General features: G+C 67.3%; 36 protein-coding genes. 1 reads left to right on the forward strand and 35 read right to left on the reverse strand.

Translation table 11 applies throughout. From position 1 onward, the window contains the following. Positions 1-16: 16 nt before the first annotated feature. The 3 genes from rpsM to infA form a co-directional block, all read right to left on the reverse strand. Complete coding sequence (rpsM, locus tag ACZ6ZD_RS03960) at positions 17-388, reverse strand: 30S ribosomal protein S13 (protein WP_012923660.1); 372 nt, start codon at positions 386-388, stop codon at positions 17-19. Between the two features lie 181 nt (positions 389-569). Further along, positions 570-683 (reverse strand): 50S ribosomal protein L36, encoded by a 114-nt coding sequence (gene rpmJ / locus ACZ6ZD_RS03965; protein WP_008361054.1) that lies wholly within the window; start codon positions 681-683, stop codon positions 570-572. A gap of 35 nt (positions 684-718) precedes the next feature. Further along, on the reverse strand, positions 719-940 hold the full coding sequence (infA, locus tag ACZ6ZD_RS03970) for a translation initiation factor IF-1 (protein WP_012923661.1): 222 nt from the start codon (positions 938-940) through the stop codon (positions 719-721). Between the two features lie 177 nt (positions 941-1,117). Between infA and ACZ6ZD_RS03975 the strand changes: the two genes are divergently transcribed. Continuing rightward, complete coding sequence (locus tag ACZ6ZD_RS03975) at positions 1,118-1,975, forward strand: NAD(P)-dependent oxidoreductase (RefSeq protein ID WP_465668119.1); 858 nt, start codon at positions 1,118-1,120, stop codon at positions 1,973-1,975. Here the strand turns inward: ACZ6ZD_RS03975 and ACZ6ZD_RS03980 are convergent. The 32 genes from ACZ6ZD_RS03980 to ACZ6ZD_RS04135 all read right to left on the reverse strand — a co-directional run bounded on the left by ACZ6ZD_RS03980 (position 1,959) and on the right by ACZ6ZD_RS04135 (position 23,047). Further along, positions 1,959-2,729: a hypothetical protein gene (locus ACZ6ZD_RS03980; protein WP_465668121.1), complete on the reverse strand. Its 771-nt coding sequence runs from the start codon at positions 2,727-2,729 to the stop codon at positions 1,959-1,961. The genes ACZ6ZD_RS03975 and ACZ6ZD_RS03980 overlap by 17 nt on opposite strands. Then, positions 2,726-3,178, reverse strand: coding sequence for a DUF1707 SHOCT-like domain-containing protein (locus ACZ6ZD_RS03985; protein WP_465668122.1), 453 nt, complete (start codon positions 3,176-3,178; stop codon positions 2,726-2,728). The genes ACZ6ZD_RS03980 and ACZ6ZD_RS03985 overlap by 4 nt, the downstream gene beginning before the upstream one ends. A 67-nt stretch (positions 3,179-3,245) precedes the next feature. Continuing rightward, the gene (gene map / locus ACZ6ZD_RS03990) at positions 3,246-4,067 is read right to left on the reverse strand and encodes a type I methionyl aminopeptidase (RefSeq protein WP_465668123.1); all 822 of its coding nucleotides are present in this window, start codon (positions 4,065-4,067) and stop codon (positions 3,246-3,248) included. Positions 4,068-4,075: 8 nt separating this feature from the next. Beyond that, a complete protein-coding gene (locus ACZ6ZD_RS03995) occupies positions 4,076-4,648 on the reverse strand; it encodes an adenylate kinase (RefSeq protein WP_465668124.1) in 573 nt (190 codons plus the stop codon). Beyond that, positions 4,648-5,949, reverse strand: a complete 1,302-nt coding sequence (secY, locus tag ACZ6ZD_RS04000; protein ID WP_465668125.1) for a preprotein translocase subunit SecY — start codon at positions 5,947-5,949, stop codon at positions 4,648-4,650. Before secY ends, ACZ6ZD_RS03995 begins: the two co-directional genes overlap by 1 nt. Positions 5,950-6,084: 135 nt before the next feature. Next, complete coding sequence (rplO, locus tag ACZ6ZD_RS04005; protein WP_465668126.1) at positions 6,085-6,525, reverse strand: 50S ribosomal protein L15; 441 nt, start codon at positions 6,523-6,525, stop codon at positions 6,085-6,087. 1 nt (position 6,526) lies between these two features. Then, positions 6,527-6,709, reverse strand: a complete 183-nt coding sequence (gene rpmD / locus ACZ6ZD_RS04010; protein WP_171674844.1) for a 50S ribosomal protein L30 — start codon at positions 6,707-6,709, stop codon at positions 6,527-6,529. Next, positions 6,709-7,308 carry a 30S ribosomal protein S5 gene (gene rpsE / locus ACZ6ZD_RS04015; RefSeq protein ID WP_132147632.1) on the reverse strand — a complete coding sequence of 200 codons (600 nt, stop codon included), beginning with the start codon at positions 7,306-7,308 and terminating at the stop codon, positions 6,709-6,711. Before rpsE ends, rpmD begins: the two co-directional genes overlap by 1 nt. A 34-nt stretch (positions 7,309-7,342) precedes the next feature. Continuing rightward, entirely contained in the window at positions 7,343-7,726 is a 384-nt protein-coding gene (gene rplR / locus ACZ6ZD_RS04020; protein ID WP_465668128.1) for a 50S ribosomal protein L18, read from the reverse strand. A 2-nt stretch (positions 7,727-7,728) separates the two neighbouring features. Next, on the reverse strand, positions 7,729-8,271 hold the full coding sequence (gene rplF / locus ACZ6ZD_RS04025; RefSeq protein ID WP_465668131.1) for a 50S ribosomal protein L6: 543 nt from the start codon (positions 8,269-8,271) through the stop codon (positions 7,729-7,731). 27 nt (positions 8,272-8,298) lie between these two features. Beyond that, positions 8,299-8,706 (reverse strand): 30S ribosomal protein S8, encoded by a 408-nt coding sequence (gene rpsH / locus ACZ6ZD_RS04030; RefSeq protein ID WP_131360997.1) that lies wholly within the window; start codon positions 8,704-8,706, stop codon positions 8,299-8,301. Between the two features lie 91 nt (positions 8,707-8,797). Next, complete coding sequence (locus ACZ6ZD_RS04035) at positions 8,798-8,983, reverse strand: type Z 30S ribosomal protein S14 (protein WP_171674847.1); 186 nt, start codon at positions 8,981-8,983, stop codon at positions 8,798-8,800. A 1-nt stretch (position 8,984) separates the two neighbouring features. Next, positions 8,985-9,557, reverse strand: coding sequence for a 50S ribosomal protein L5 (gene rplE / locus ACZ6ZD_RS04040; RefSeq protein WP_171674848.1), 573 nt, complete (start codon positions 9,555-9,557; stop codon positions 8,985-8,987). Continuing rightward, positions 9,557-9,946: a 50S ribosomal protein L24 gene (gene rplX, locus ACZ6ZD_RS04045; protein WP_465668134.1), complete on the reverse strand. Its 390-nt coding sequence runs from the start codon at positions 9,944-9,946 to the stop codon at positions 9,557-9,559. The genes rplE and rplX overlap by 1 nt, the downstream gene beginning before the upstream one ends. A 1-nt stretch (position 9,947) precedes the next feature. Next, entirely contained in the window at positions 9,948-10,316 is a 369-nt protein-coding gene (rplN, locus tag ACZ6ZD_RS04050; RefSeq protein ID WP_012923677.1) for a 50S ribosomal protein L14, read from the reverse strand. Positions 10,317-10,411: 95 nt separating this feature from the next. After that, the gene (gene rpsQ, locus ACZ6ZD_RS04055) at positions 10,412-10,705 is read right to left on the reverse strand and encodes a 30S ribosomal protein S17 (RefSeq protein ID WP_171674850.1); all 294 of its coding nucleotides are present in this window, start codon (positions 10,703-10,705) and stop codon (positions 10,412-10,414) included. Next, positions 10,702-10,986: a 50S ribosomal protein L29 gene (gene rpmC / locus ACZ6ZD_RS04060; RefSeq protein ID WP_465668137.1), complete on the reverse strand. Its 285-nt coding sequence runs from the start codon at positions 10,984-10,986 to the stop codon at positions 10,702-10,704. The genes rpsQ and rpmC overlap by 4 nt, the downstream gene beginning before the upstream one ends. After that, positions 10,986-11,405 carry a 50S ribosomal protein L16 gene (gene rplP / locus ACZ6ZD_RS04065; RefSeq protein ID WP_171674852.1) on the reverse strand — a complete coding sequence of 140 codons (420 nt, stop codon included), beginning with the start codon at positions 11,403-11,405 and terminating at the stop codon, positions 10,986-10,988. The genes rpmC and rplP overlap by 1 nt, the downstream gene beginning before the upstream one ends. A gap of 3 nt (positions 11,406-11,408) precedes the next feature. Continuing rightward, the gene (rpsC, locus tag ACZ6ZD_RS04070; RefSeq protein ID WP_465668139.1) at positions 11,409-12,251 is read right to left on the reverse strand and encodes a 30S ribosomal protein S3; all 843 of its coding nucleotides are present in this window, start codon (positions 12,249-12,251) and stop codon (positions 11,409-11,411) included. A gap of 1 nt (position 12,252) precedes the next feature. Continuing rightward, positions 12,253-12,873 carry a 50S ribosomal protein L22 gene (rplV, locus tag ACZ6ZD_RS04075; RefSeq protein WP_465668141.1) on the reverse strand — a complete coding sequence of 207 codons (621 nt, stop codon included), beginning with the start codon at positions 12,871-12,873 and terminating at the stop codon, positions 12,253-12,255. A 52-nt stretch (positions 12,874-12,925) separates the two neighbouring features. Further along, entirely contained in the window at positions 12,926-13,207 is a 282-nt protein-coding gene (gene rpsS / locus ACZ6ZD_RS04080) for a 30S ribosomal protein S19 (RefSeq protein ID WP_171674855.1), read from the reverse strand. Positions 13,208-13,222: 15 nt separating this feature from the next. Next, a complete protein-coding gene (gene rplB / locus ACZ6ZD_RS04085) occupies positions 13,223-14,056 on the reverse strand; it encodes a 50S ribosomal protein L2 (RefSeq protein WP_465668143.1) in 834 nt (277 codons plus the stop codon). Further along, entirely contained in the window at positions 14,056-14,361 is a 306-nt protein-coding gene (gene rplW, locus ACZ6ZD_RS04090) for a 50S ribosomal protein L23 (RefSeq protein WP_171674857.1), read from the reverse strand. The genes rplB and rplW overlap by 1 nt, the downstream gene beginning before the upstream one ends. After that, positions 14,358-15,053: a 50S ribosomal protein L4 gene (gene rplD / locus ACZ6ZD_RS04095; RefSeq protein ID WP_465668145.1), complete on the reverse strand. Its 696-nt coding sequence runs from the start codon at positions 15,051-15,053 to the stop codon at positions 14,358-14,360. The genes rplW and rplD overlap by 4 nt, the downstream gene beginning before the upstream one ends. Next, positions 15,050-15,703: a 50S ribosomal protein L3 gene (gene rplC, locus ACZ6ZD_RS04100; protein ID WP_171674859.1), complete on the reverse strand. Its 654-nt coding sequence runs from the start codon at positions 15,701-15,703 to the stop codon at positions 15,050-15,052. The genes rplD and rplC overlap by 4 nt, the downstream gene beginning before the upstream one ends. Before the next feature lie 16 nt (positions 15,704-15,719). Then, positions 15,720-16,028 (reverse strand): 30S ribosomal protein S10, encoded by a 309-nt coding sequence (gene rpsJ / locus ACZ6ZD_RS04105; RefSeq protein WP_012923688.1) that lies wholly within the window; start codon positions 16,026-16,028, stop codon positions 15,720-15,722. Positions 16,029-16,384: 356 nt separating this feature from the next. Continuing rightward, a complete protein-coding gene (gene tuf / locus ACZ6ZD_RS04110) occupies positions 16,385-17,578 on the reverse strand; it encodes an elongation factor Tu (protein WP_465668148.1) in 1,194 nt (397 codons plus the stop codon). Between the two features lie 72 nt (positions 17,579-17,650). After that, positions 17,651-19,711: an elongation factor G gene (fusA, locus tag ACZ6ZD_RS04115; protein ID WP_465672612.1), complete on the reverse strand. Its 2,061-nt coding sequence runs from the start codon at positions 19,709-19,711 to the stop codon at positions 17,651-17,653. 124 nt (positions 19,712-19,835) lie between these two features. Next, positions 19,836-20,306 carry a 30S ribosomal protein S7 gene (gene rpsG, locus ACZ6ZD_RS04120; protein ID WP_344144583.1) on the reverse strand — a complete coding sequence of 157 codons (471 nt, stop codon included), beginning with the start codon at positions 20,304-20,306 and terminating at the stop codon, positions 19,836-19,838. After that, a complete protein-coding gene (rpsL, locus tag ACZ6ZD_RS04125) occupies positions 20,306-20,680 on the reverse strand; it encodes a 30S ribosomal protein S12 (protein ID WP_012923692.1) in 375 nt (124 codons plus the stop codon). Before rpsL ends, rpsG begins: the two co-directional genes overlap by 1 nt. Before the next feature lie 281 nt (positions 20,681-20,961). Then, on the reverse strand, positions 20,962-21,714 hold the full coding sequence (locus ACZ6ZD_RS04130; protein ID WP_465668150.1) for a maleylpyruvate isomerase N-terminal domain-containing protein: 753 nt from the start codon (positions 21,712-21,714) through the stop codon (positions 20,962-20,964). Positions 21,715-21,718: 4 nt separating this feature from the next. Then, a complete protein-coding gene (locus tag ACZ6ZD_RS04135) occupies positions 21,719-23,047 on the reverse strand; it encodes a nuclear transport factor 2 family protein (protein ID WP_465668152.1) in 1,329 nt (442 codons plus the stop codon). Positions 23,048-23,122: the final 75 nt, after the last annotated feature.

Here is a 23,122-nt window from a genome sequence, read left to right on the forward strand (position 1 = left end):
TCGACGGTCATCCGGGTCACTTCTTCTTCTTGCCGGCGATCGCCTTACGACGACCCTTGCGGCTGCGGGCGTTGGTCCGCGTGCGCTGACCACGTACCGGCAGACCGCTGCGGTGGCGGCGACCCTGGTACGACCCGATCTCGATCTTGCGGCGGATGTCCGCGGTCACCTCGCGACGGAGGTCACCTTCGATCTTGTAGTTGCCTTCGATCCAGTCCCGGAGCTTCACCAGCTCCTCGTCGCCCAGCTCGTGGACGCGCTTGTCACCGGAGATGCCGGTGGCTTCGAGCGTCTTCAGGGCGCGAGTGCGACCTACACCGAAGATGTAGGTGAGTGCGACCTCGATGCGCTTGTCGCGCGGCAGGTCGACTCCTACGAGGCGTGCCATGTGGCGGTGTTCCTTTCGTCGGCAGAGGTGTGGTGGCGCGCCGCGTCCTTGCCCGCCTCGGTGAGATGTTCACCGGCAAGGCCCCGGCCTCTGTTCCGGGGGCAGCGCCCAGCGTGGAACCAGTGCTGGGCGAGCGTGCGCGCTGTGGTGCGAAAGTGCCGTGCTGCTCGAAAAGGCTTTGTCAGCCCTGCCGCTGCTTGTGCCGCGGGTTCTCGCAGATCACCATGACCCGGCCGTGACGGCGGATCACCTTGCACTTGTCGCAGATCTTCTTGACGCTCGGATTGACCTTCATCGAGCTTCTTTCTTCGACAGGTGTTGGTGGTGGTGTTACTTGTACCGATAGACGATGCGGCCTCTGGTGAGGTCGTACGGCGACAGCTCCACGACGACCCGGTCCTCGGGGAGAATCCGGATGTAGTGCTGCCTCATCTTGCCGCTGATGTGCGCGAGCACCTTGTGCCCGTTGGACAGTTCAACACGGAACATCGCGTTCGGCAGGGCCTCGACGATGGTGCCCTCGAGTTCGATGACTCCCTCTTTTTTGGGCATGTCCTCGCACTTCTGTAGACGTGACTGACTATGGCTCAAAGAGCCAACACCCGAGTCTACGCCACTACCACACCGAAAACCCAATCGGGTGGCACCCGGGCCACTTACACCGGTGTAAGTACCCAAGAAACTAGTGCGTACTTGTCCGTCGCGGCCCCCACGCCGAGGCTGTCAGGTATGAGTCAACCAGTCACTCTCCTCGGTCTGGGAGCGATGGGAACCGCCCTCGCCCAGGCCTTTCTGACCGCCGGCCACCCGACCACCGTCTGGAACCGCACCCCCGGCCGCGCGCCCGAACTCGACGCCGTCCGCGCCCCGACCGTGGCCGACGCCGTCGCGGCGTCCGACCTGATCGTGGTCTGTCTGCTCGTCGACAGCACCGTCCGCAGCACTCTGGCCGACGTCGACCTCACCGGCAAGGTGGTCGTCAACCTCACCAACGGCACTCCCGACCAGGCTCGCGCGCTGTCCGAAGAGCTCACGGCCCGCGGCGCGACGTACCTGGACGGCGGGATCATGGCCGTCCCGGCGATGATCGGCGATCCCGCGGCGTTCATCTTCTACAGCGGCCCGGAGGACGCGTTCGAGCAGCACCGGGCGACTTTGTCGGCGATGGCGCGACCGGCGTACGTCGGCGCCGACCCGGGCCTGGCCGCGTTGTACGACATCGCCTTGCTGAGCGCGATGTACGGCATGTTCGGCGGGGCCGAGCACGCGCTCGCCCTGATCACCAGCGCGCGGATCCCGGCCGCCGCGTTCACCACCGAGTTCCTGCTCCCCTGGCTGACCGCCACGCTGGGCAGCGTGCCCGAGATCGCCGACGCTCTCGACAACGGAGCGCCGCCCGGCGCGGCCGGCTCCAACCTCGCGATGCAGTCGGCGGCCTACGACAACTTGATCGACAGCGCGCTCGCGCAAGGTGTCGACCCGATGTTGCTCCGGCCGATGGGCGAGCTGCTGCGGCGCGCGGTCGCCGAAGGTCACGGCGACGAGGACTCCGCCGCGACCGTCCGATTGCTCAGGACTGCTTCGTAGCGGCCCATTGCTCGCCTTCGCGCCAGAGCTGCTCCGGCATCAGGTCGAGCAGGTCGCAGGCGGTCTCCAGCTGGGCGAGCGCCGTCCGGGCGTCGCGGTAGGCCGGGAAGATCGCGACGAAGCGGCGGCCTTCACAGCTGAAGCCGAACGGCGGGACGGCAGCAAGAGCCTCGACAGCGCGGGGATGCAGGACGGCTCCGGCGTGGTCCTCGCGGCCGTTGAAGAGGTCGTAGCGAACCGGCAGGCCGTCGACGGCGAGGCTGAGCGGGAGCAGCCCGGCGGCGGCGATCGGGCCCAGGCCGGCGGGCAGGATCTGCAGCGGCGGGAGCGGACGGTCGACCTGGAGATCGAGGAAGTCGAAGCCCAGATCACGCCGCCGGACCCGATGCCGGAAGCGGCCCGCGACGAACTCGCGGCCGCGGTGCCGGCCAGTGGTGACGTCGTCCACCTCGGCCTTCGGATCCAGGTCGAACGGCGGGAACGGCCAGCGGGCGAGCAGCTCCGGGTCGGCGACGCTCGTCCGCCAGCCCAGCTCGCGCGCGGCCGCCACCCACTCCTTGCGCAGCCGCCCGTCGGCCAGTCGCATCGCGAGCGTGAAACCCAGTAACACCAGGAACCAGCCGACCATCATCCAGCCGACCCAGCGTGGTTCGAGCAGCAGCCCCGCGATCACCAGCGGTACGGCGACCGCGAACCAGATCACGTAGACCAGGGCGGACCCTTGGCGCAGCTGCCACGTGAGCGCCGGCTTCAACGGCGCTTTCCGAGGTTGCCCAGAGCGATGAACGCCCACGGGATCAGCAACCAGACCGGCCAGAAATGCGGCCAGTGACCGCCGCTGCCGAGACCGACCACGAACCAGATCACCACGTTCATCGCGACGACCGCCGTGAAGCCGCCGCCCAGCGCCAGCAGGCCTTTCGACCGCTGCTGGACCTCCTTGGACCGCTTCGGGAACTCACCCGGCGCCGGCGCGGGCTTCTGGTCCTGGACCACGGCCGGCGTCTGGTACGTCTTCACCGGCGGGAGATCGCGGACCAGCGGCTCCAGCTCGCCGTACGTCTTCACGGTGTACAGCTGGTCGAGCCGCGAGGTGAACTCGGGCTGATCGAGCCGGCCGTCAGCGAACGCGTCCCGCAGCCGGCCGGCGATCTTGTCCCGGTCGGCTTCGGTGAACCGCTGGTTCGGCTGGTACTGAGGCATGGTCCCAGTGTGCCTCAGCGCCGGTCTGCGCGCGTCCCCCGATGGACGGACGGCGCACGTCCGCCGATCAGTCGGCCAGCGGGCCGAACTTCACGCCGAGCTCGGCCAGCTTGGCCTCGCCGCCGTCCAGCGCGGTCAGCACCCACGGCCCTTGCGGAGTGAGAGTGAACGTGTGCTCGGTGTGTGCGGCCGCGCGGCCGTCGTCGGTGACGACCGTCCAGTCGTCGTCCAGCGTGTGGTTGTCCTGTTTGCCGAGAGTGATCATCGGCTCGACCGCCAGCGCCAGCCCCTCGACCAGCTTGGGGCCGCGGCCCGGGCGGCCGAAGTTCGGTACGTTCGGCGGCTGGTGCATCGCGGAGCCGATCCCGTGACCGACGAAGTCCTCGACGATCCCGTACGACGACGTCGCGCGGACGTGCGCCTCGACCGCGGCCGAGATGTCGGTCAACCGGCCACCGAGTTTCGCGGCGGCGAACCCACGCCACATCGACTCTTCGCAGATCCGGGCCAGCTCGAGCAGCTCGGCGTCCGCCGCCCCGACCGGGACGGAGATCGCGGCGTCGCCGTGCCAGCCGTCGACGATCGCGCCGCAGTCGATCGAGATCAGATCCCCCTCGACCAGCACCCGGTCCCCCGGGATGCCGTGCACGATCTCGTCGTTCACCGAGGCGCAGATCGAGCCGGTGAAGCCGTGGTAGCCCTTGAACGACGGCGTCGCGCCGGCGGACCGGATGTGGTCCTCGGCGATCGCGTCGAGTTCGCCGGTACTGATCCCGGCGCGGACCTCACCGCGAAGCAGCTCCAGCGTGCGGCCGACCACCAGGCCGGCCGCTCGCATGGCGAGGATCTGCTCGCGGGTCTTGATCTCGATCCCGCGGTCCCTGAACATCGTGGAACTCAGTCCCCCAGCGTTTTCAGCGCCGCGATCACGCGCTCGCTGACCTCGTCGATCTCGCCGACCCCGTCCACCTCGACGAGCAGGCCGCGCTGTTCGTACACCCGCAGCAGCGGCTTGGTCTCGGCGGTGTAGACGTCCTGCCGGTGCCGGATGACCTCTTCGGAGTCGTCCGACCGGCCGTCGGTCTGGGCCCGCTTGAGCATCCGGCCGACCAGGACGTCGGTGTCGGCGGTCAGTGCCACCACGGCGTCCAGCTTGTGGCCGTGCTCGGCCAGGATGTCGTCCAGGGTGCTCACCTGGGCGAGGGTGCGGGGGTACCCGTCGAGCAGGAACCCGTCCCCGGCGTCGGCGTCCGACAACCGGTCCCGCACCATCGCGTTGGTGACCTCGTCGGGGACGTAGTCCCCGGCATCCATGTAGCGCTTCGCTTCGAGCCCGAGCGGCGTCTCGTCCTTCACGTTCGCTCGGAAGATGTCGCCGGTGGACACGGCCGGGATATTCAGGCGTTCCGCAAGCACCTTTGCCTGCGTGCCCTTGCCCGCCCCGGGCGGACCCATCAGCAACATTCTCATCAGCGTAGGAACCCTTCGTAGTTACGTTGCTGCAGCTGGGACTCGATCTGCTTCACCGTGTCCAGGCCGACGCCGACCATGATCAGGATCGACGTACCACCGAAGGGGAAGTTCTGGTTGGCATTGACGAGGACCAGAGCGATGAGCGGGATCAGCGACAGCAGGGCCAGATAGATGGCGCCCGGCAGCGTGATGCGGTTCAGCACGTAGCCCAGGTATTCCTCGGTCGGACGGCCGGCCCGGATACCCGGGATGAAGCCGCCGTACTTCTTCATGTTGTCCGCGACTTCCTTCGGGTTGAAGGTGATCGAGACGTAGAAGTAGGTGAAGAACAGGATCAGGGCGACGTAGGTAGCCATGTAGATCGGGTGGTCGCCCTTGACCAGGTGGTTCTGGATCCAGATCGCCCACTTCTCTTCCATCTGGAACTGAGAGATGAGGACCGGGAGGTAGAGCAGGCTGGAGGCGAAGATGACCGGGATGACACCGGCCTGGTTCACCTTCAGCGGGATGTACGTCGAGGTGCCGCCGAACATCTTCCGGCCGACCATGCGCTTGGCGTACTGGACCGGGATCCGGCGCTGCGCCTGCTCGATGAAGATGACGCCGGCCATGATGACCAGGCCGATGCCGATCACCACGAAGAAGATGCCGAAGCCCTTCTCCTTGCGGATGCTCCACAGCGCGGTCGGGAAGGTGGCGACGATCTGGGTGAAGATCAGGATCGACATACCGTTACCGACGCCACGGTCGGTGATCAGCTCGCCCAGCCACATGATCACACCGGTACCGGCGGTCATGGTGAGCACGATGATGGAGACGGTGAACCAGTCGTCCTTGTAGAGCAGCGCCTCGTTGCAGCCCGGGAACAGCCGGCCCGGCGTACGCGCCAGCGCGACGAACGCGGTCGACTGCAGGATCGCCAGCCCGACGGTCAGGAACCGGGTGTACTGGGTGATCTTCGCCTGGCCCGCCTGGCCCTCCTTCTTCAGCGACTCCAGCCGCGGGATCACCACGGTGAGCAGCTGCAGAATGATGCTGGCGGTGATGTACGGCATGATGCCCAGGGCGAAGATCGCCAGCTGGAGCAGCGCGCCGCCGGAGAACAGGTTGATCAGGTTGTACAGGTTGGCGTTGGCGCCGGCCTGCGAGACCTTGATACACGAGTTCAGCGACACCACGTTGACGCCGGGGGCGGGAACGACCGAGCCGATCCGGAAGATCACAATGATGAACAACACGAAGAAGATCTTCCGGCGCAGGTCCGGAGTCTTGAACGCGTTGGCAAAGGCGCCTAACACCCTGTCCTCCCACATTTTTCCGCTACCCCGGGCAGGGCAGGGCCTAGCAAAAGCCTCCGGGCAAGAGACAGACCAGGGCTCGTCCGACCGGTGCAGGGTATCAAGCACCGGGCGTTACGAGCCCTGGACCGCATGTCACACCTCGGTGGTGGTCCCTCCGGCCGCCTGGATCTTCTCCACGGCGGACTTCGAGAACTTGTGCACCGAAACCTGCAGTGCCACGGTCAGTTCGCCGTCACCCAGCACCTTGACCGGCTGACCACGACGGACCGCGCCCTTGGCGACGAGTTCGGCCACGCCGATCTCGCCACCTTCGGGGAACAACTGTCCGAGCTTGTCCAGGTTAACGACCTGGAACTCCACTCGGTTCCTGCTCTTGAAGCCCTTGAGCTTCGGCAGCCGCATGTGCTGCGGCATCTGGCCACCCTCGAAGTACTCGGGGATGTTGTTCCGCGCCTTGCTGCCCTTGGTACCGCGGCCGGCGGTCTTACCCTTGCTGCCCTCACCACGACCCACGCGGGTCTTGGCGGTCTTGGCGCCGGGCGCCGGGCGCAGGTGATGAACCTTCAGCGCCATGTCAGTCGACCTCCTCGACGGTGATGAGGTGGCGAACCGTGCGCACCATACCCCGCACCTCGGGACGATCTTCCTGGATGGCCGTGTCGCCGATCCGCTTGACGCCCAGAGTGCGCAGGGTGTCGCGCTGGTTCTGCTTGCCACCGATGCCGGAACGGATCTGGGTCACCTTCAGGCGTGCCATCAGGAAGCCACCTCCGCCCGCGCCTTCAGCAGCGCCGCCGGGGCGACGTGCTCGACCGGCAGGCCACGGCGCGCGGCCACGGCCTCCGGGGTCTCCAGGCTGCGCAGCGCCTCAACGGTGGCGTGCACCACGTTGATCGCGTTGGCCGAGCCCAGCGACTTGCTCAGGACGTCGTGGATCCCCGCGCACTCCAGGACGGCGCGCGCCGAACCACCCGCGATGACCCCGGTACCGGGAGCGGCCGGGCGCAGCAGCACCACGCCGGCGGCCTTCTCACCCTGGACCGGGTGCGGGATGGTGCCCTGGATCCGCGGCACCTTGAAGAACGCCTTCTTGGCCTCCTCGACGCCCTTGGCGATCGCCGCGGGCACCTCCTTGGCCTTGCCGTAACCCACACCGACGGTGCCTTCACCGTCGCCGACGACCACGAGGGCGGTGAAGCTGAAGCGACGACCGCCCTTCACGACCTTGGCGACCCGGTTGATGGCAACCACGCGCTCGATGTAGGCGGTCTTGTCAGCTGCCTGACCGCGACCACCGTCGCGACCCCGGCGCTCACCACCGGCGCCGCCACCGCGACGCTGCTGGCCTCCGCTCATTTCGAACTACCTTCTTCCTTGTACGTCGCCATGATCAGAACCCGAGCCCGCCCTCACGAGCGGCGTCGGCCAGAGCCGCGATCCGTCCGTGGTACTTGTTCCCGGCCCGGTCGAAGACGACCGAGTCGATCCCGGCGGCCTTGGCGCGGTCGGCGAGCAGGCCGCCGACGGTCTTGGCCTTGTCGGTCTTGTTGTCCGACGCGCCGCGCAGGTCGGCCTCCATGGTGGAAGCCGAGACCAGCGTTACGCCGGCCACGTCGTCGATGACCTGAGCGAACAGGTGCTTCGAGGACTTGGAGACCACCAGGCGCGGCCGCTCGGCCGTGCCGTTGATCTTCTTCCGGACGCGAATCTGGCGACGCAGACGCGAAGCCGTCTTCTTGGCGGAGTGCTTGTTGTGCCGCAGTCCGATCGCCATGGTTACTTACCAGCCTTTCCGACCTTGCGGCGCACCTGCTCGCCCGCGTACCGCACACCCTTGCCCTTGTACGGCTCGGGCTTGCGCAGCTTGCGGATGTTGGCAGCGACCTCGCCGACCGACTGCTTGTCGATGCCGAGCACCGAGAACCGCGTCGGGGCCTCCACGTTGAACGTGATGCCCTCGGGCGCGTTCACCGTGATGGTGTGGCTGTAACCGAGCGAGAACTCCAGCTCGGTCGGGCCCTTGGCGATGACGCGGTAACCGACGCCGACGATCTCGAGCTTCTTCTCGTAGCCGTCCGTCACGCCGGTCACCAGGTTGGCGATCAGGGTGCGGGACAGACCGTGCAGTTCCTTGCTCTTGCGCTGGTCGTCCGGACGCGAGACGGCGATGGTGCCGTCCTCGTCGCGGGCGACAACGATGGGCTCAGCGACGACGTGCGACAGCTGACCCTTCGGCCCCTTCACGGTGACCGTCTGGCCGTCGATCGTGACGTCGACGCCGGACGGGACCGTGACCGGGAGCTTACCGATGCGAGACATGTGAGTGGTCCTCCTTCCGGTTCTTCGTCACCAGACGTAGGCGAGGACTTCCCCGCCAACGCCCTTGTTCTTGGCCTGACGGTCGGTCAGCAGGCCCTGGGACGTCGAGATGATCGCGACACCCAGGCCACCGAGGACCTTCGGCAGGTTGGTCGACTTCGCGTAGACCCGCAGGCCCGGCTTGCTGATCCGTCGCACGCCGGCGATGGAACGCTCGCGGCTCGGACCGAACTTGAGGTCGACGATCAGGGTCTTACCGACGGCGCCCTCCTTGGGCTCCTCCACCTTGTAGGAGGAGATGTACCCCTCCTGCTGGAGGATGTCGGCGATGCCCTGCTTGATCTTGCTGTACGGCATCGAGGTCGACTCGTGGTACGCCTGGTTGGCGTTGCGCAGACGCGTCAGCATGTCTGCGATCGGGTCGGTCATCGTCATGGCCTGGGGCCTCTTTCCCGCCGTGGTTTCGCCGCTCGGCGACCTACGGTGACTAGATGGTGAATGGAGAGATGATCAGGGGTGGAGACGGTCACCAGCTGGACTTGGTCACGCCGGGCAGCTCGCCCCGGTGCGCCATTTCCCGCAGGCAGATCCGGCACAGGCCGAACTTGCGGAAGACCGCCTTCGGCCGGCCGCAGCGCTGGCAGCGCGTGTAGGCGCGTACCGCGAACTTCGGCTTCCGGGCCTGCTTGACCTTGAGTGCTGTCTTCGCCACGTCAGTTCTCCTTGAACGGGAAGCCGAGCGCCCGCAGCAGGGCCCGGCCCTCGTCGTCGTTCTTCGCGGTGGTCACCACGGTGATGTCCATACCCCGGACACGGTCGATCTTGTCCTGGTTGATCTCGTGGAACATCACCTGCTCGGTCAGGCCGAAGGTGTAGTTCCCGGTGCCGTCGAACTGCTTGGCCGACAGACCGCGGAAGTCGCGGATCCGGGGCAGCGCGAGCGACAGCAGCCGGTCGAGGAACTCCCACATCCGGTCGCCGCGCAGCGTCACGTGGGCGCCGATCGGCATCCCCTCGCGCAGCTTGAACTGCGCGATGGACTTGCGGGCCTTGGTGACCTGCGGCTTCTGGCCGGTGATCGCGGCCAAGTCCTTGACCGCGCCGTCGATCAGCTTGGAGTCCCGGGCCGCCTCGCCGACGCCCATGTTCACCACGATCTTGACCAGACCGGGGATCTGCATCACGTTGGCGTAGCTGAACTCCTCGTTCAGCTTGCCGAGGATCTCCTCGCGGTACTTGGTCTTGAGCCGGGGCTGAACCTTCGGCTCCGTTACTGCGGTGGTCATCAGATCTCCTCGCCGGTACGCCGCGCGATCCGGACGCTCCGGAAACCGGTGTACGTCGTGCCGTCGGGGCGCCGCTTCTGCACCTCGACGCGGTTGTAACCGACGCGGGTGGTCACCTTCTGCTTCTTGCCGTCCTTGTCGACCTCGACCAGAAGCATCACGTTGGAGACGTGGATCGGGGCTTCCTGGGTGACGATGCCACCCGTGGTGCCGCCGCGCTGGGCCTGCTGCACCTTGGTGTGCTTCTTGACCCGGTTCACGCCCTCGACGATGACCTTCTCGTCGTTCGGGAAGACCTGAATGATCTTGCCCTCGAGGCCCTTGGACTTACCGGCGATCACGCGGACCTGATCGCCCTTCTTCACGTGCAGTTTGCGCTGGGCAGCCATCTCAGAGCACCTCCGGTGCGAGCGAGATGATCTTCATGAAGCGCTTCTCGCGCAGCTCCCGGCCGACCGGCCCGAAGATACGGGTACCCCGGGGCTCGCCGTCGGCCTTGAGGATCACCGCGGCGTTCTCGTCGAAGCGGATGTAGGAGCCGTCCGGACGCCGGCGCTCCTTCACGGTCCGCACGACGACCGCCTTGACGACGTCACCCTTCTTCACACCGCCACCCGGGATCGCGTCCTTGACGGTGGCGACGATCGTGTCACCGACACCGGCGTAGCGCCGACCGGAGCCACCGAGAACGCGGATGCACAAGATCTCCTTGGCACCCGTGTTGTCGGCGACCTTCAGTCGCGACTCCTGCTGGATCATCTGTTGATCTCCTGGTTGTCTCGCTGGTTCTCAGCTGGGCCGAGCCTTGCGGAACGAATAATTTCGATTGGTTGCCGGCTGTGAGACCGGAACGCTTACTTGGCCTTCTCGAGGATCTCGACGACGCGCCAGCGCTTGGTCGCCGACAGCGGCCGGGTCTCCATCAGGAGGACGCGGTCGCCGATCCCGGCGGCGTTCTGCTCGTCGTGCGCCTTGAGCTTGCTCGTGCGCCGGATGACCTTGCCGTAGAGCTTGTGCTTGACCCGGTCCTCGACCTCGACGGTGACGGTCTTGTCCATCTTGTCGCTCAGCACCAGGCCCTCACGGGTCTTGCGGCTGGCGCGCTCGGGGGTCGTGCTCACGGTCTCGTCCTTCACGTTCTCGGTCATGCCTTCGCCTCGGCCTTCTCGCTGTCGTCCGCGGTCTCGACGACCTCGGCGGCAACCGGGGCCTCGACCTCTTCGGTGATGCCGAGCGCGCGCTCGGTCAGCACCGTGTAGATGCGGGCGATGTCCTTCCGGACGGCGCGCAGCCGGCCGTGCGACTCCAGCTGTCCGGTGGCAGCCTGGAACCGGAGGTTGAACAGCTCCTCCTTGGCTTCACCGAGCTTGCTCAGCAGCTCGTCCCGGCCGAGGTTACGCAGCTCGGCTGCGGTCACGGTGGTAGCCATCAGTTCTCACCTGCCTCTCGGGTGATGAAGCGGCACTTCATCGGCAACTTGTGAATCGCGCGGCGCATGGCCTCGCGAGCGATCTCCTCCGGCACGCCGGAGAGCTCGAACATCACGCGACCGGACTTCACGTTCGCGATCCACCACTCCGGCGAACCCTTACCGGAACCCATCCGGGTCTCGGCCGGCTTCTTGGTCAGCGGGCGGTCCGGGTAGATGTTGATCCAGACCTTTCCGCCACGCTTGATGTGCCGGGTCATCGCGATACGCGCGGACTCGATCTGCCGGTTGGTGACGTAGTGGCTCTCGATCGCCTGGATCCCGAACTCACCGAACGCCAGCGTGGTACCGCCCTTGGCAGCGCCGGAGCGCTTCGGGTGGTGCTGCTTGCGGTGCTTGACCTTGCGGGGGATGAGCATGGTTCAGCTCTCCGTTCCGGTCGTCTCGGCGGGCTTGTCGGCAGCCGGCGCAGCCGCCTCGGCGGCCGGAGCCGACGAGCGGTTGTCGTTACGGCGGTCGTCACGACGGCCACCGCGGTCGCCGCGCTCGCCGCCACGACCGCCACGGTCGTCACGACGGGCCGGACGACGCTGCTGCGTCGCGGCGCGGGCCGCGGCCTGCGCCTCGCGCTCGGCGCGGGAGCCGGACACGTCACCCTTGTAGATCCAGACCTTCACGCCGATCCGGCCGAAGGTCGTCCGGGCCTCGTAGAAGCCGTAGTCGATGTCAGCGCGCAGCGTGTGCAGCGGGACGCGGCCTTCGCGGTAGAACTCCGACCGCGACATTTCCGCGCCGCCGAGCCGGCCGGAGCACTGGATCCGGATGCCCAGGGCGCCGCCACGCATGGTGGTCTGCATCGCCTTGCGCATCGCGCGGCGGAACGCCACGCGGCCGGACAGCTGCTCGGCCACACCCTGTGCGACCAGCTGAGCGTCGACCTCGGAGTTCTTCACCTCGAGGATGTTCAGCTGCACCTGCTTACCGGTGAGCTCCTCCAGGCTGCCCCGGATCCGGTCCGCCTCGGCGCCGCGGCGGCCGATGACGATGCCCGGACGGGCGGTGTGGATGTCGACCCGAACCCGGTCACGGGTGCGCTCGATCTCCACGCGGGAGATACCGGCGCGCTCCATGCCCTTGCTCAGCAGCTTGCGGATCTTGACGTCCTCGCCGACGTAGTCCTTGTACAGCTTGTCGGCGTACCAACGGCTCTTGTGATCGGTGCTGATGCCGAGACGGAACCCGTGCGGGTTTACCTTCTGTCCCACGTCAGGACTCCTTCTTCTCAGCGGTGGCCTTCTTGGCAGCCGTCTTCTTGGCGGTTGCCTTCTTGGCCGGCTTCTCGGCCGCCTCGGTCTTGTCGACCTTGTCGGCCGTAGCCTTCTTGGTGGCCTTCTTGGCCGGGGCCTTCTTGGCCGGCGCCTCGGTCTTCTCGACCTTGTCGGCCGCCTTCTTGACGGTCTTCTTGGCCGAGGCCTTGGCGACGGGCTCGTCGGTGACCCGCGGCTCGACCACAACGGTGATGTGGCTGGTCCGCTTGTCGATCCGGGTCGCGCGGCCCTGGGCGCGAGGGCGGTGACGCTTCAGCGTCGGCCCCTCGTCGATCAGGACCTTGGACACGACCAGGTCGGCCCGGCTCAGGTGCTCGGTGCCCTCGGCGTTCGCCGCGGCGCTGTCGACGACCTTGTACACGGTCGCGGCAGCGGCCTGCGGGGCGAACTTCAGAGTGGCGAGTGCGTCGTCGACACCCAGACCGCGCACCAGGTCGCCCACACGGCGGGCCTTCATCGGTGTCACGCGGACGAAGCGCGCGACCGCGAAGGCCCCGGGCGCCTCGCCCAGCAGGCTCTCGCGACGGGCACTGACGGCCCTACGCTCTTGAACGCTCATGATGTTCGAATCTCTCCGTAGGTTGCTTTCGCGTCGTCAACTGACCAGGAGGTCAGCGACGCCGTGACTTCCGGTCGTCCTTCTCGTGACCCTTGAACGTGCGCGTCGGGGCGAACTCGCCGAGCTTGTGCCCGACCATCGCGTCCGTCACGAACACCGGCACGTGCTTGCGGCCGTCGTGCACCGCGAGCGTGTGGCCGATCATGTCCGGCACGATCATCGATCGGCGGGACCAGGTCTTGATGACATTCTTGGTGCCCTTTTCGTTCTGCACCTCCACCTTCTTGGCCAGGTGGTGGTCGACGAACGGGCCCTTCTTCAAGCTGCGTGGCATTCTGGCCGGCTCCTATCAGCGCTTCTTGCCGGCCTTGCGGCGCCGGACGATCATGCGGTCGCTTTCCTTGCGGGTACGGGTACGGCCCTCGGGCTTGCCCCACGGGGACACCGGGTGGCGACCACCCGAGGTCTTACCCTCACCACCACCGTGCGGGTGGTCGACCGGGTTCATCGCGACACCGCGGACGGTCGGGCGCTTGCCCTTCCAGCGCATCCGGCCGGCCTTGCCCCAGTTGATGTTCGACTGCTCGCCGTTGCCGACCTCACCGAGGGTGGCGCGGCAGCGCACGTCGACCATCCGGACCTCGCCGGACGGCATCCGCAGCGTGGCGAACCGGCCTTCCTTGGCGACCAGCTGAATGCTGGTACCGGCGGAGCGGCCCATCTTGGCGCCACCGCCCGGGCGCAGCTCGACCGCGTGGATCGTCGAACCGACCGGGATGTTGCGCAGCGGCAGGTTGTTACCGATCTTGATGTCGGCCGCGGGGCCGTTCTCGACGATCGTGCCCTGCTTCAGGTTGGTCGGGGCGAGGATGTAGCGCTTCTCGCCGTCGACGTAGTGCAGCAGCGCGATCCGCGCGGTGCGGTTCGGGTCGTACTCGATGTGCGCGACCTTGGCCGGCACGCCGTCCTTGTCGTACCGCTTGAAGTCGATCAGGCGGTACGCCCGCTTGTGACCGCCGCCCTGGTGCCGAGTGGTGATCTTGCCGCTGTTGTTGCGGCCACCCTTCTTCGGCAGCGGGCGGAGCAGCGACTTCTCGGGGGTCGAACGGGTGAGCTCGACGAAGTCGGCCACGCTCGAGCCGCGACGGCCCGGCGTTGTCGGCTTGTATTTGCGGATACCCATTACGACTGGCCTCCGAAGATATCGATGCGGTCGTCACCCTTGAGGGTCACGATCGCCCGCTTGGTGTCCGGGCGCTTGCCCCAGCCCGAACGGGTGCGGCGACGCTTGCCCTTGCGGTTCAGCGTGTTGACGTCGTTGACCTTGACCTTGAACACCTTCTCGACCGCGAGCTTGATCTCGGTCTTGTTGGCGTCCGGGGCGACCTCGAACGTGTACTTCTGCTCATCCAGCAGGCCGTAGCTCTTCTCGCTCACGACCGGCCGCAGCAGCACGTCCCGCGGGTCCTTGTTGACTCCGTGGCTCATGCTTCTACCTCCTCAGCGGCTTCGGTCGACGTTGCGACAGCCTTGACGGACTTACCCTTGGGCGCGCCGGCGACGAACGAGTCGAGCGCGCTCTTGGTGAAGACGACCGCGTCGCTGCAGAGCACGTCGTACGCGTTCAGCTGGTCGGCGGCGATCAGGTGCACGTGCTGCACGTTGCGCAGGCTCAGCCAGGTGAGGTCGTCGGCGCGGTCGACCACGACCAGCGCCTTACCCGGGTCGGTGACCTGGCTCAGCGTCTTCAGCGCCGCCTTGGTGGAGGGCTTGTCGCCGTCCACGAAGCTCTCGACGACGAACACGCGGCCGTCCCGGGCCCGGTCCGACAGCGATCCGCGCAGGGCGGCCGCGATCATCTTCTTCGGGGTGCGCTGGCTGTAGTCACGCGGCGTGGGGCCGTGGACGACGCCACCACCGGTGAACTGCGGCGCGCGGGTCGAACCCTGACGGGCGCGACCGGTGCCCTTCTGGCGGTACGGCTTGGCGCCACCGCCGGATACCTCGCCCCGGGACTTGACCTTGTGCGTGCCCTGCCGGGCGGCGGCCAGCTGGGCCACCACGACCTGGTGGATCAGCGGGATGTTGGTCTGGACGTCGAACAGCTCGGCCGGAAGCTCGGCGGAACCCTTCTTACTGACCTTGTCGCCCTTGACGACGACGACGTCGACGGTGCTCACTTGGCCCCCTTCGCGGCGTTACGGATCAGCACGAGGCCGCCCTTGGGGCCGGGAACGGCGCCCTTGAGCAGGATCAGGCCGCGCTCGGCGTCGATCGCGTGCACGGTGATGTTCTGCGTGGTGACCTGCTCGTGGCCCATCCGGCCCGCCATCTTCAGGCCCTTGAAGACCCGGCCCGGGGTGGCGCAGCCGCCGATGGAACCCGGCGAGCGGTGCTTCTTGTGGACACCGTGGGTGGCGCGCAGACCGTGGAAGCCGTGCCGCTTCATGACACCGGCGAAACCCTTGCCCTTGCTGGTGGCGGACACGTCGACCCGCTCACCGGCCTCGAAGGCCTCGGCCTTGATCTCCTGGCCCAGGGTGTACTCGCTGGCGTCGGCGGTGCGCAGCTCCAGCAGGTGACGCCGCGGCGTCACGCCGGCCTTGTCGAAATGACCGCGCATGGGCTTGGTCACCTTGCGCGGGTCGATGTCGCCGTAGGCGATCTGGACACCGTCGTAGCCGCTGTCGGCCGAGGTCCGGACGCCGGTGACGACACACGGGCCGGCCTGGATCACGGTGACGGGGACGACTCGGTTGTTCTCGTCCCAGGTCTGGGTCATGCCGAGCTTGGTGCCCAGCAGACCGCGCGTGTTCTTCTGCTTGCTCATTGGCTGTTCGCGTCCCTCAGAGCTTGATCTCGATGTCGACGCCCGCCGGCAGGTCGAGCCGCATCAGCGAGTCGACGGTCTTCGGCGTGGGGTCGATGATGTCGATGAGCCGCTTGTGGGTGCGCATCTCGAAGTGCTCGCGGCTGTCCTTGTACTTGTGCGGCGAGCGGATGACGCAGAACACGTTCTTTTCCGTCGGCAACGGCACCGGGCCAGCAACCTTCGCACCAGTACGCGTCACCGTGTCGACAATCTTGCGCGCCGAGCTGTCGATGACCTCGTGGTCGTAGGCCTTCAGCCGGATGCGGATCTTTTGTCCCGCCATCGCTTCGCTTCGTCCTTCTCTATCGTCTTCGCTTCGTTGCTCCGACCCCCGCGGTCGGGTGTGTCGCGTACGCGGAACGCGCGTGACTCACCGCTTCTTCGACCTGGGTGGAGATCGGGGCTCGGTCTCGGACCGAGCCTCGGCATGGTCTCCGGTCCGGCGCACCAGCCAACTGAGAACAGTTGGGGCGCACCCCGGCAACCTCGCCTGAGCAACCTGAATATTGTGCCAGAGATCGACGCCGAAACGCCAATCGGGTGGCTTCGGGCCCGATCCCCCGCCCACCTGAGCGGGGATCGGGCACAAAGCAGAGGCCCGCGGGGCTCAAACTACGAGCCCACGCGGACCTCGTGAGATCACTTGATGATCTTGGTGACCCGGCCGGCGCCGACGGTGCGGCCACCTTCACGGATCGCGAACTTCAGGTTCTCTTCCATGGCGATCGGCTGGATCAGCTCGACGTTCATGTCGGTGTTGTCGCCCGGCATGACCATCTCGGTGCCCTCGGGGAGGGTGACGACGCCGGTCACGTCCGTGGTGCGGAAGTAGAACTGCGGGCGGTAGTTCTGGAAGAACGGCGTGTGCCGGCCGCCCTCTTCCTTCGAGAGGATGTAGACCGAAGCCTCGAAGGAGGTGTGCGGGGTCGTGGTGCCCGGCTTGATGACGACCATGCCGCGCTCGACGTCCTCGCGCTTGGTGCCACGAAGCAGCAGACCGACGTTCTCGCCCGCCTGGCCCTCGTCGAGGAGCTTGCGGAACATCTCGATACCGGTGACGGTGGTCGTCTGCTTGGTCTCGCGGATGCCGACGATGTCGACGGTCTCGTTGACCTTGACGATGCCGCGCTCGATCCGGCCGGTGATGACGGTGCCACGACCGGTGATCGTGAAGACGTCCTCAACGGGCATCAGGAACGGCTTGTCGACCTCGCGCTCCGGCTGCGGGATGTAGTCGTCGACGGCGGTCATCAGCTCGATGATCGACTCGCCCCACTTGGCGTCGCCCTGCAGCGCCGGGTGAGCGGCGACGCGGACGATCGGCGCGTTGTCGCCGTCGAACTCCTGCTCCGAGAGCAGCTCGCGAACCTCGAGCTCGACGAGCTCCAGGATCTCCTCGTCGTCGACCATGTCGCACTTGTTCAGCGCGACGACCATCGCCGGCACGCCGACCTGACGGGCGAGCAGCACGTGCTCACGCGTCTGCGGCATCGGGCCGTCGGTGGCGGCGACGACCAGGATCGCGCCGTCCATCTGGGCCGCGCCGGTGATCATGTTCTTGATGTAGTCGGCGTGACCCGGGCAGTCGACGTGAGCGTAGTGACGCGCCTCGGTCTGGTACTCGACGTGCGCGATCGAGATGGTGATACCGCGCTGGCGCTCTTCCGGCGCCTTGTCGATCTGATCGAAGGCCGAGGCCTCGTTCAGGTCCGGGTACTTGTCGTGCAGCACCTTGGTGATCGCCGCGGTAAGAGTGGTCTTACCGTGGTCGATGTGACCGATGGTGCCGATGTTGACGTGCGGCTTAGTCCGCTCGAACTTCGCCTTAGCCACTGGGGCCCTCCTGGAAAATGTTGACTTACGCCGTACGCCGACGCGCTGTGGGTTGGTTGGACCGGAGCGAGATTACTCGCCGCGGGCCTTCTTGATGATCTCTTCCGCCACGTTCTTCGGAACCTCGGCGTAGGAATCGAACTGCATCGAGTACGACGCGCGGCCCTGCGTCTTGGAACGCAGGTCACCCACATACCCGAACATCTCGGACAGCGGCACCGTGGCCTTGATGGCCCGGCTGCCGCCGGGGCCCTCGTTCATCGACTGGATCTGGCCGCGCCGCGAGTTGAGGTCACCGATCACTTCACCCATGTAGTCCTCGGGGGTGATCACCTCGACCGCGAACATCGGCTCCAGGATGACCGGATTCGCCCGGCGGGCGGCATCCTTGAAGGCCATCGAACCGGCGATCTTGAACGCCAGCTCCGAGGAGTCGACGTCGTGGTAGGCGCCGTCGGTCAGCGTGACCTTGACGTCCACCATCGGGTAGCCGGCCAGGACGCCGAACTCCATGGCTTCCTGAGCGCCCTCGTCCACCGACGGGATGTACTCCCGGGGGATGCGGCCACCGGTGACGGCGTTGACGAACTCGTAACCGCCCTCGCCACCGGCCTCGGCCGAAGTCGGCTCGATGTTGATGATCACACGCGCGAACTGACCCGAACCACCGGTCTGCTTCTTGTGCGTGTAGTCGACCTTCTCGACCTTCTTCTTGATGGTCTCGCGGTAGGCCACCTGCGGCTTGCCGACGTTGGCCTCGACGCGGAACTCGCGCTTCATCCGGTCGACCAGCACCTCGAGGTGCAGCTCGCCCATCCCGGCGATGATCGTCTGGCCGGTGTCCTCGTCGGTGCGGACCTGGAAGGTCGGGTCCTCCTCGGCGAGCCGCTGGATCGCGACGCCCAGCTTCTCCTGGTCGCCCTTCGACTTGGGCTCGATGGCGACCGAGATGACCGGAGCCGGGAACTGCATCGACTCGAGCACGACCGGCCTGGCCGGGTCGGCCAGCGTCTCACCGGTGGTGGTGTCCTTGAGACCCATCACCGCGACGATGTGACCGGCGCCGATCGACGCGATCTCCTCGCGCTTGTTCGCGTGCATCCGGTAGATCTTGCCGATCCGCTCCTTGCGCCCCTTGGTGGGGTTCAGGACCTGCGTGCCGGTCTCGAGCTTGCCGGAGTACACCCGGATGAAGGTGAGCTTGCCCAGGTGCGGGTCGGCGGCGATCTTGAACGCCAGCGCCGAGAACGGCTCGTCGTCGGCCGGCTTGCGCAGCACGACCTGCTCGCTGTCCTTGACGTCGTGGCCCTCGATGGCCGGGACGTCGAGCGGGCTGGGCAGGAACGCGTTGATCGCGTCGAGCAGCGGCTGGACGCCCTTGTTCTTGAACGCGGTACCGGTCAGCACCGGGGTCAGCTTGGAGGCGATCGTGGCGCGGCGGATACCGGCCATGACCTGCTCCTGGGTGGGCTCGGTGCCCTCCAGGTACAGCTCCATGATCTCGTCGTCGGCCTCGGCCAGCGTCTCGATCAGCTTGTCGCGCCACTCGGCGGCGATCTCGGTGTGGGTGGCCGGGATCTCCTCGACGGTGTAGTCCTCACCCATCGTGGTCTCGCCGCGCCAGGTCAGCGCGCGCATCCCGATCAGGTCGACGACGCCGATGAAGTCGGACTCCGCGCCGATCGGCAGCTGCAGGACCAGCGGGGTCGCGGCCAGCCGGTCGACGATCATGTCGACGCAGCGCATGAACTCCGCGCCGGTCCGGTCCAGCTTGTTGACGAAGCAGATCCGCGGTACGCCGTACCGGTCGGCCTGACGCCACACGGTCTCGGACTGCGGCTCCACACCGGCGACGCCGTCGAACACCGCGACCGCGCCGTCGAGGACGCGCAGCGAGCGCTCGACCTCGACCGTGAAGTCCACGTGTCCGGGGGTGTCGATGATGTTGATGGTGTGGTCTTTCCAGGTGCAGGTCGTCGCGGCGGACGTGATCGTGATGCCGCGCTCCTGCTCCTGCTCCATCCAGTCCATCGTGGCGGCGCCGTCGTGAACCTCACCGATCTTGTACGTGATACCGGTGTAGAAGAGGATCCGCTCGGTCGTCGTCGTCTTGCCGGCGTCGATGTGCGCCATGATCCCGATGTTGCGGACCTTGGCCAGGTCGGTGGTGATTTGTACGGCCACCTCGGTGGTCTACCTCTCGATTCTGTGCTGCGTCAAAAGTGTGCGTGTGCGGGGGCCCGGAGCGGGCCCCGGATCACCAGCGGTAGTGGGCGAAGGCCTTGTTGGCTTCGGCCATCTTGTGCGTGTCCTCGCGGCGCTTGACCGAGGCGCCCAGACCGTTCGACGCGTCCAGGATCTCGTTCATCAGGCGCTCCGACATCGTCTTCTCGCGGCGCGCGCGGGAGTACGTCGTCAGCCAGCGCAGGGCCAGCGTGTTCGAGCGGCCCGGCTTGACCTCGATCGGCACCTGGTAGGTGGCGCCACCGACCCGGCGGCTCTTCACCTCGATGCTCGGCTTGACGTTGTCGAGCGCGCGCTTCAGCGTGATGACCGGGTCGGTGCCGGTCTTCGTCCGGGTGCCCTCGAGGGCGGTGTAGACGATGCTCTGCGCGATCTGCTTCTTGCCGTCGACCAGGATCTTCGAGATCAACTGGGTGACGAGCGGCGAACTGTAGACCGGGTCGATGATGACCGGGCGCTTCGGGGCGGGGCCCTTGCGCGGCATTAGCTCTTCTCCTTCTTCGCGCCGTAGCGGCTGCGAGCCTGCTTCCGGTTCTTCACACCCTGGGTGTCGAGCGAACCGCGGATGATCTTGTACCGGACACCGGGCAGGTCCTTCACACGACCGCCGCGCACGAGCACGATCGAGTGCTCCTGCAGGTTGTGGCCGACACCGGGGATGTACGCGGTGACCTCGATGCCGCTGGTCAGGCGGACACGCGCAACCTTACGAAGAGCGGAGTTCGGCTTCTTCGGCGTGGTGGTGTAGACGCGCGTGCACACACCGCGACGCTGAGGGGAACCCTTCAGGGCGGGCGTCTTGTTCTTGGACACCTTGTCCTGGCGGCCCTTGCGGACCAGCTGCTGAATGGTGGGCACCGCGTAGGTCTCTTTCTGTCGTCCGGCTTTCTGCTCATGCTGTAGTGCCTGACCCCCGCGGTCGGGTGTGTCGCGTGCGCACAGGAACACCGGGGCCGTAATCTTTCAGACTGTCGGCAGATGTCCCGTGCCACGCGCGCAGACCCGGAAAGCACGAGGGGCACGCATGACGGCCCAGGATGACCCGGGCACGATCGTTAAGACTAGCGGCTGCCCCAGGCACGGTCAAAATGAGCTCCCGCGGACTCCCGAGGCGAAGCCGCTTCACCAGTCTACAGGGCCTACGCAGTGGCCTGCGCACCAAGGAAAGCAGCCGCCGCGCGCAAGTCACCCCGAACGGTCAGCACCTCGGCCGGGAGGCGTTTCCACAGACACAGATCGAGCGCCACGGCCGGCCCCTCCAGCACCGCCGCGCCGGTCGCGACGCCGTACCGAATCTGGGGCGGAAGCCCTTGCCCAGAAGGCGTCAGCGTCCACTCGTGGCCGGTATCGGTGGACCGGACGCCGATCTCCTCCGTGACAGCCGGTGCGGCGCCCCGGGCGAGCATGCGGGGCAGGAAGACCTCGAAGACCTCGGCGACGCCGTCTGCGAAGACCTCGGCAGGTAGGGCCGCCAGACCAGTTGGCACCGAACCGGCGGCGGCCGCGGCGGCCTGGCCGGCGTCCACGAGGTGGATGACCGTCTCATGGAGGCGGCGTCGCGACCAGAACCCCGCCCGCTGCTCGCCCGGGGCGAAGTTCCAGCAGGGCTCGGCCGGATCGACGGCCCGGAGTGCGGCGGCCAGGGCGGCGGTCGTTCCGGCATACCAGTCGCCCCAGGAGATCGCCGCCCGCAGCACCCCCTCCGGCCGCCGCTGCTCGACGCCGCTGAGCACGATCGACGCGGCCCACCGCTGACCGGCGCCGATGTGTAGCGCGAGGTCCGCGAGCGTCCAGCCGGGGCAGGCCGGCACCGGCGCCGCCGGATCGATGTCGTCGAAGGCGATCGCCAGTAGGGCGGCCGCCTTCTCGAACTCGGTCAGGTGATCCAGCATCCGCCTAGGAACGGAATTCGACGTTGGTGATCAGGCCTTCGGAGACGCGGTAGAGCGCGATCCGGGCGATCGGCTCACCGGTGTCGTGGGCCAGCTGGTGCTCGACGACCCACTCGCCCTGCATGAGCTTCTGGACCACCTCGGTCTTGCAGCGGCCGGCGTCGAACAGCGGCTGGTAGAACTCGCGCAGGAAGCGCCGGCCGCGCATCTCGGTGCCGTCGGCAAAGGAGATCTGCGCGGTCGGCGAGTACATCGCCAGGAAGGCCTCCAGGTCGTGCGCGGCGTACGCCGAGTGCTCGCGGCCGATCACCCGCGCGGCCGGGGTGTCGACGATGAACGACGTCGCGACGGCGGCCGGCGCCGTGACGGGCTCGGGGACGACGACCGGCTGCGGCGCCTGCCGCACGGTTGCCTTCTCCGCCACCAGGACGGGCTCTGCGGCGACTTCGGCCGGCACTGCGGACTCCGGGGCCGCGGCTGCCGGCCGGGCCTTCGTGGCTGCCGCGGCGGCCGGTTCGCTCGGCGCGGTCTTCGGCTTCGCCGGCGCCCGGCGGGTGGTGGTCTTGATCTGCGGCGGCGGGGGGACGAGCAGGTCGCCCTGGGCGCCCGGTTCTTCGCCGAGGTGGGCGATCGCCCAGTCGAGGGCCTTGGTGACGGCGGCGCGTGATTCTTCGGTGTGGTCGAGCATGTCGAACCCGTGGTGCCCTTTCGGTACGTCGATGATGTCCAGCGCGGTGCCGCCCGCGGAGACGAACTCCGCGACCGGGCCGGCGAGCTCAGCGCTCTCGAGCCCGGCTCTCGTCAGCAGCACCGGCAGGTCCTTGTGTTTGCCGATGACCTCGGCAGCGTTGACCAGATCGTCGACACCGGGCGGGGTGGCGAGCAGCGGATAGGTGAGGGCGACGCCGCGCAGCCAGTCGGGGCGGCTGTCCAGCCACTCCCCCGCCAGCAGGCCGGCGCCCGAGAAGAACCAGAGCACGACCCGATCCGGGTCGACGCGCGGATCCGAACGCAGTACGCCGATCGCTGCCTCCACCTCATCGGCGGCCGTGGACAACTCGTCCAGGCCGCGGATCAGGCTGTGATCGACGACGGCGGCCACCGCTCCACGGCGAGCGGCGGCGGTCGCATATCCCTTGTAGACCGGCCATTCCCGAGGCGTCGCCTCGAGATCGGGCGGTGCCGGACCACCGTGCACAAACAGAATCGCGCCCGTCCGGGCGCTGCCGACGGGCCGGTAGAAGTCGAGCTCTCCGAGCCGGTCGACCCGGACCTCAGGCCCGTCCAGGACGCCGAGGACGAAGGGGCGCAGATAGCCCGGAAGATCCGTCATGCACCAATCTTGGACCATGCCCCGGACACTTTCGTCCGCCACCCCGGGTGTCGCGCTGATCACGATCCGAAACGC

It is taken from the genome of Kribbella sp. NPDC104218 (assembly GCF_055584105.1).

Excerpts from the sequence above, each read along its gene's own strand:
- rpsM (WP_012923660.1), bottom strand. The coding sequence starts at position 388 with ATGGCACGCCTCGTAGGAGTCGACCTGCCGCGCGACAAGCGCATCGAG.
- rpmJ (WP_008361054.1), bottom strand. The coding sequence starts at position 683 with ATGAAGGTCAATCCGAGCGTCAAGAAGATCTGCGACAAGTGCAAGGTG.
- infA (WP_012923661.1), bottom strand. The coding sequence starts at position 940 with ATGCCCAAAAAAGAGGGAGTCATCGAACTCGAGGGCACCATCGTCGAG.
- ACZ6ZD_RS03975 (WP_465668119.1), top strand. The coding sequence starts at position 1,118 with ATGAGTCAACCAGTCACTCTCCTCGGTCTGGGAGCGATGGGAACCGCC.
- ACZ6ZD_RS03985 (WP_465668122.1), bottom strand. The coding sequence starts at position 3,178 with ATGCCTCAGTACCAGCCGAACCAGCGGTTCACCGAAGCCGACCGGGAC.
- map (WP_465668123.1), bottom strand. The coding sequence starts at position 4,067 with ATGTTCAGGGACCGCGGGATCGAGATCAAGACCCGCGAGCAGATCCTC.
- ACZ6ZD_RS03995 (WP_465668124.1), bottom strand. The coding sequence starts at position 4,648 with ATGAGAATGTTGCTGATGGGTCCGCCCGGGGCGGGCAAGGGCACGCAG.
- rplO (WP_465668126.1), bottom strand. The coding sequence starts at position 6,525 with ATGGCGCTGAAGGTTCATCACCTGCGCCCGGCGCCCGGCGCCAAGACC.
- rpmD (WP_171674844.1), bottom strand. The coding sequence starts at position 6,709 with ATGGCACGCCTGAAGGTGACCCAGATCCGTTCCGGCATCGGTGGCAAG.
- rpsE (WP_132147632.1), bottom strand. The coding sequence starts at position 7,308 with ATGAGCGGAGGCCAGCAGCGTCGCGGTGGCGGCGCCGGTGGTGAGCGC.
- rplR (WP_465668128.1), bottom strand. The coding sequence starts at position 7,726 with ATGGCGATCGGACTGCGGCACAACAAGCACTCCGCCAAGAAGACGGCT.
- rplF (WP_465668131.1), bottom strand. The coding sequence starts at position 8,271 with ATGTCTCGCATCGGTAAGCTCCCGGTCACGGTCCCGTCCGGCGTCGAC.
- rpsH (WP_131360997.1), bottom strand. The coding sequence starts at position 8,706 with ATGACGATGACCGACCCGATCGCAGACATGCTGACGCGTCTGCGCAAC.
- rplE (WP_171674848.1), bottom strand. The coding sequence starts at position 9,557 with ATGACCACCGCAGTAACGGAGCCGAAGGTTCAGCCCCGGCTCAAGACC.
- rplX (WP_465668134.1), bottom strand. The coding sequence starts at position 9,946 with ATGGCTGCCCAGCGCAAACTGCACGTGAAGAAGGGCGATCAGGTCCGC.
- rplN (WP_012923677.1), bottom strand. The coding sequence starts at position 10,316 with ATGATCCAGCAGGAGTCGCGACTGAAGGTCGCCGACAACACGGGTGCC.
- rpsQ (WP_171674850.1), bottom strand. The coding sequence starts at position 10,705 with ATGACCGAGAACGTGAAGGACGAGACCGTGAGCACGACCCCCGAGCGC.
- rpmC (WP_465668137.1), bottom strand. The coding sequence starts at position 10,986 with ATGGCTACCACCGTGACCGCAGCCGAGCTGCGTAACCTCGGCCGGGAC.
- rplP (WP_171674852.1), bottom strand. The coding sequence starts at position 11,405 with ATGCTCATCCCCCGCAAGGTCAAGCACCGCAAGCAGCACCACCCGAAG.
- rplV (WP_465668141.1), bottom strand. The coding sequence starts at position 12,873 with ATGAGCGTTCAAGAGCGTAGGGCCGTCAGTGCCCGTCGCGAGAGCCTG.
- rpsS (WP_171674855.1), bottom strand. The coding sequence starts at position 13,207 with ATGCCACGCAGCTTGAAGAAGGGCCCGTTCGTCGACCACCACCTGGCC.
- rplB (WP_465668143.1), bottom strand. The coding sequence starts at position 14,056 with ATGGGTATCCGCAAATACAAGCCGACAACGCCGGGCCGTCGCGGCTCG.
- rplW (WP_171674857.1), bottom strand. The coding sequence starts at position 14,361 with ATGAGCCACGGAGTCAACAAGGACCCGCGGGACGTGCTGCTGCGGCCG.
- rplC (WP_171674859.1), bottom strand. The coding sequence starts at position 15,703 with ATGAGCAAGCAGAAGAACACGCGCGGTCTGCTGGGCACCAAGCTCGGC.
- rpsJ (WP_012923688.1), bottom strand. The coding sequence starts at position 16,028 with ATGGCGGGACAAAAGATCCGCATCCGGCTGAAGGCCTACGACCACGAG.
- fusA (WP_465672612.1), bottom strand. The coding sequence starts at position 19,711 with ATGGCGCACATCGACGCCGGCAAGACGACGACGACCGAGCGGATCCTC.
- rpsG (WP_344144583.1), bottom strand. The coding sequence starts at position 20,306 with ATGCCGCGCAAGGGCCCCGCCCCGAAGCGCCCGGTCATCATCGACCCG.
- ACZ6ZD_RS04130 (WP_465668150.1), bottom strand. The coding sequence starts at position 21,714 with ATGCTGGATCACCTGACCGAGTTCGAGAAGGCGGCCGCCCTACTGGCG.
- ACZ6ZD_RS04135 (WP_465668152.1), bottom strand. The coding sequence starts at position 23,047 with ATGACGGATCTTCCGGGCTATCTGCGCCCCTTCGTCCTCGGCGTCCTG.